The organism is Streptomyces sp. NPDC050704 (assembly GCF_040654355.1).
GTDB lineage: Bacteria > Actinomycetota > Actinomycetes > Streptomycetales > Streptomycetaceae > Streptomyces.
On record NZ_JBFAHW010000253.1, the window covers coordinates 1 to 3082 of the forward strand.

At 71.3% G+C, this 3082-nt stretch carries 2 protein-coding genes; both read right to left on the reverse strand.

Features of this window, described 5'->3' with window-relative positions; all coding sequences use genetic code 11:
- Nucleotides 1-238: 238 nt before the first annotated feature.
- Nucleotides 239-1810: an MFS transporter gene (locus tag AB0I18_RS51825; RefSeq protein ID WP_363112854.1), complete on the reverse strand. Its 1572-nt coding sequence runs from the start codon at nt 1808-1810 to the stop codon at nt 239-241.
- Complete coding sequence (locus AB0I18_RS51830) at nt 1807-2973, reverse strand: MAB_1171c family putative transporter (protein WP_363112855.1); 1167 nt, start codon at nt 2971-2973, stop codon at nt 1807-1809. The genes AB0I18_RS51825 and AB0I18_RS51830 overlap by 4 nt, the downstream gene beginning before the upstream one ends.
- Nucleotides 2974-3082: the final 109 nt, after the last annotated feature.

A 3082-nucleotide genomic window follows, 5' to 3' on the forward strand; every position in this document is an offset into this window, starting at 1 on the left:
CTACGCCATGGTCATCGGCCGCCGACCGGCACGAGTACCCAACTCGACATTCACACCAGACCTGTGACCTGCGACCTCACGATGCACACCGCTCACTCTTCCAAGGGCTCCTGGGGCTCCTGACGCGGCCAGACACCGACGCGCGGGCATGATGAGAGCACGCAGGGGCAGTTCACCTTCGCCCCTGCGTGATGTGCCGGTCCTCGCACCACCCTCCTCGCCCGGTTTCCGCGGGCCTCTACGTCACCGGCTCCGTGCGCTCCGTCCCCGTGTCGAGTCCGGCCTTCTCGGCTTCCTTGCTCGTCGGCAGATGGCGCAGCCGCGTTCCGGCGAGCAGGGCGGCGGCGAGGACGGTCGCGCTGGCCACGGCGGCGGTCAGGCCGAGGCCGTGGCTGAATGCCTCGCGGGCCGCAGTGAGCAGTGGGGTGGCGAGGTTCTCCGGCAGGCCGGCGGCGGCCTCTTTCGCGCCGCCGAGAGCGGACAGCGCGGCGTCCGCGTCGGCCTGGGACAGGCCGTCGGGCAGCCGGTCCGAGAGCTGGGCCCGGTAGGCGGCGGTGCCGATGGTGCCAAGGACGGCGACGCCGAGTGCCACGCCCAGCTCGCCGCTGCTCTCGGACAGGGCGGAGGCCGCTCCGGCCCGGTGGGACGGGGCCTTGCTGATGACCAGGTCGGTGCAGAGCGCGATCATGGGGCTCAGGCCCAGGGCCACCAATTCGTAGCCGACGATGAGCAACGCCAGGTCGTCTTCGCCGACTTGGGTGAGCGTCGCGAAGCCGAGTGCCGCGAGGACCAGACTGCCGGTGATGACCGTCGCCGGGCGCAGCTGCCGGGTGAGCAGCGGAGCGAGCAGGGAACCGATGATGGTGCCCACGGAGGCGGGCACCATCCAGGCCCCGGCCACGAACGGGGAGAGGTCGAGGACCTCCTGGAGGTAGAGGGCGATGAAGAGCTGGGTGCCGCCCATGGCGAACAGGCCCAACAGGTAGGTCCCCAATGAGGTGTTGATGACGCGGTCGCGCAGCAGGGACAGGTCGAGCAGCGGGTCGTCCAGATGGTTCTGGCGGCGGACGAAGAGCACGCCGAGCGCCAGGCCGACGGCGAGAGAGACGGCGAACGCGAGGTCGGCTCCGGACGTGCTGACGTGCTTGACCGCGTAGACGACGCCCAGCACGGCGCTCAGGGCGAGCGCGGCGCTCGGCAGATCGACGCGGCCGCCGTGCGGGTCGCGGTATTCGGGCAGGAGTACGGGGCCGATGACGAGGAGAAGCACCATCACTGGTACACCCACCAGGAAGACCGAGCCCCACCAGAAGTGCTCCAGGAGCGCGCCGCCGAGCAGCGGGCCGACGGTCGTGCCGACGGAGAAACTCGTCATGATGATGGCCACGGCGAAGCTGCGCTGGCTCGGCCGGTGGAACATCACGCGGATCAGGGACAGGGCGGACGGCATCAGGGTGGCGCCGGCGAGGCCCAGCAGCGCCCGGGAGGCGATGAGCATGGCCGGGCTGCTCGCGTAGGCGGCGATCGCGGAGGCAGCACCGAAGAGCGCCGCGCCGATCAGCAGGATGCGTTTGCGCCCGATGCGGTCGCCGAGCGCCCCGGCGGGCACCAGCGCCCCGGCGATCAGGAACCCGTAGATGTCCATGATCCACAGGAGTTCGGTGGAGCTCGGCCCGAGATCGCCGCTGAGATGCGGAACGGCCAGATACAGGACGGTCATGTCCATGGAGATGAGCAGCGTCGGCAGGGCCAGGACGGCGAGTCCGATCCACTCCCGCTGGCCGGCGCGGGGCGGGGTATCGGTGGTCATTGCGGTGCATCCTCTGGTACGGGGGTGTGCGGGTGGACAGGGGTGGGGGCCGAGCGGTACATGCGGGCCACCAAGATCAGGAAGGCGCGCTCGTCGTGAAGGGTGTCGGCGCCGATCTGCGCGATGGGCGGCGTGCGGCGGCGCGGCGTCCCGTCGGCCGGGCAGGCCGCGCGGGCGCCTTTCAGAACGGCGGCGAGTACGGCGGCCGAGTGCTTGTGGTCGAGGGGTGTCTCCGCCGGGGGAGCGGTTCTGCCCTCGTCGCCCACCGAGGCGGCGAACGCCCGTGCGGACGCGTGCAGTTCGGGGGTGGCGTACTTGTCGAGTACGAGGATGGCGTCGCGTATCTCCATGAGCTTGCGGTACAGCAGGAGTCTGCGCGGGCCCTGGGGCCAGAAGGTCTCCCGGAGCCGTCCGCGCGGGGGAGCGAGGAGCACCTGCGGGCACACCTCCACCAGGTGGCGCCACAGCGACCAGAGCCGCCACCAGTCCCTGAAGTCGGTGACCGCGTGCCGGGCGGCCTGAGTGGTGGGCGCGGCCAGGGCCGCGGCGATGAGCAGGCCGTGCAGTGCGAGAGCGAACGGCTGCAGGGGCTGTGACCAGGTGTGGCCGAGGAGTTGGGACAGCGCACCGAGCCAGAACGTGCCCGCCATGGCGGTACCGGCGCCGAGCAGGAGCAGGGCGGTCGTGAGGGGGCGGTTGCCGGTGTGGCGGGCGCGGCGTACGCACACCGCGACGCACAGGGCGTTGGCGATCAGGTGTGTGGTGATGATCAGCAGCCAGTAGGGCGTGGACGGCGTGGGAGAGGAGCCGTCCAGGATCAGGTGCCGCCCGTGCGGTCGGTGTGCTGTGTCCAGGGCCACGGTGCTCGCGACGACGCAGCAGGCGGTGATCCGTAACCAGCCGAGGAGCGCCCGGCGCCGGGGGCCGGCGGCGAGTGAGAGGACCAGTTCGAGCATGGCGAACGCCGAGACGAGACCGCACAGATTGCGGACCAGTTCCACGCTGTGCAGACTGCCGAGGTACTGGTCGGCCGCATCGCCCACGGCGTCCAGGTCGAGTGAGGTGGCGCAGGCCGCCGCGACTCCGGCCAGCCACAGTTCGCGCTGCCGCCGGGCGGCCAGGGTGTGCGGCAGGCGCAGCAGCACCGCGGCCCACATGCACAAGGTGCCCACGGTTTGTGCGTCGGTCGCCCGGCCCGGAGATGACCACGTGCTCGACCGACTTGAGGTGCGGCAGCAGCGGCGCGAGCAGCGGAAGCAGCGACCCGTTGGC

What these genes read in the sequence shown, in the direction of transcription:
- AB0I18_RS51825 (WP_363112854.1), bottom strand. Translation starts at nt 1,810, where the DNA reads ATGACCACCGATACCCCGCCCCGCGCCGGCCAGCGGGAGTGGATCGGA.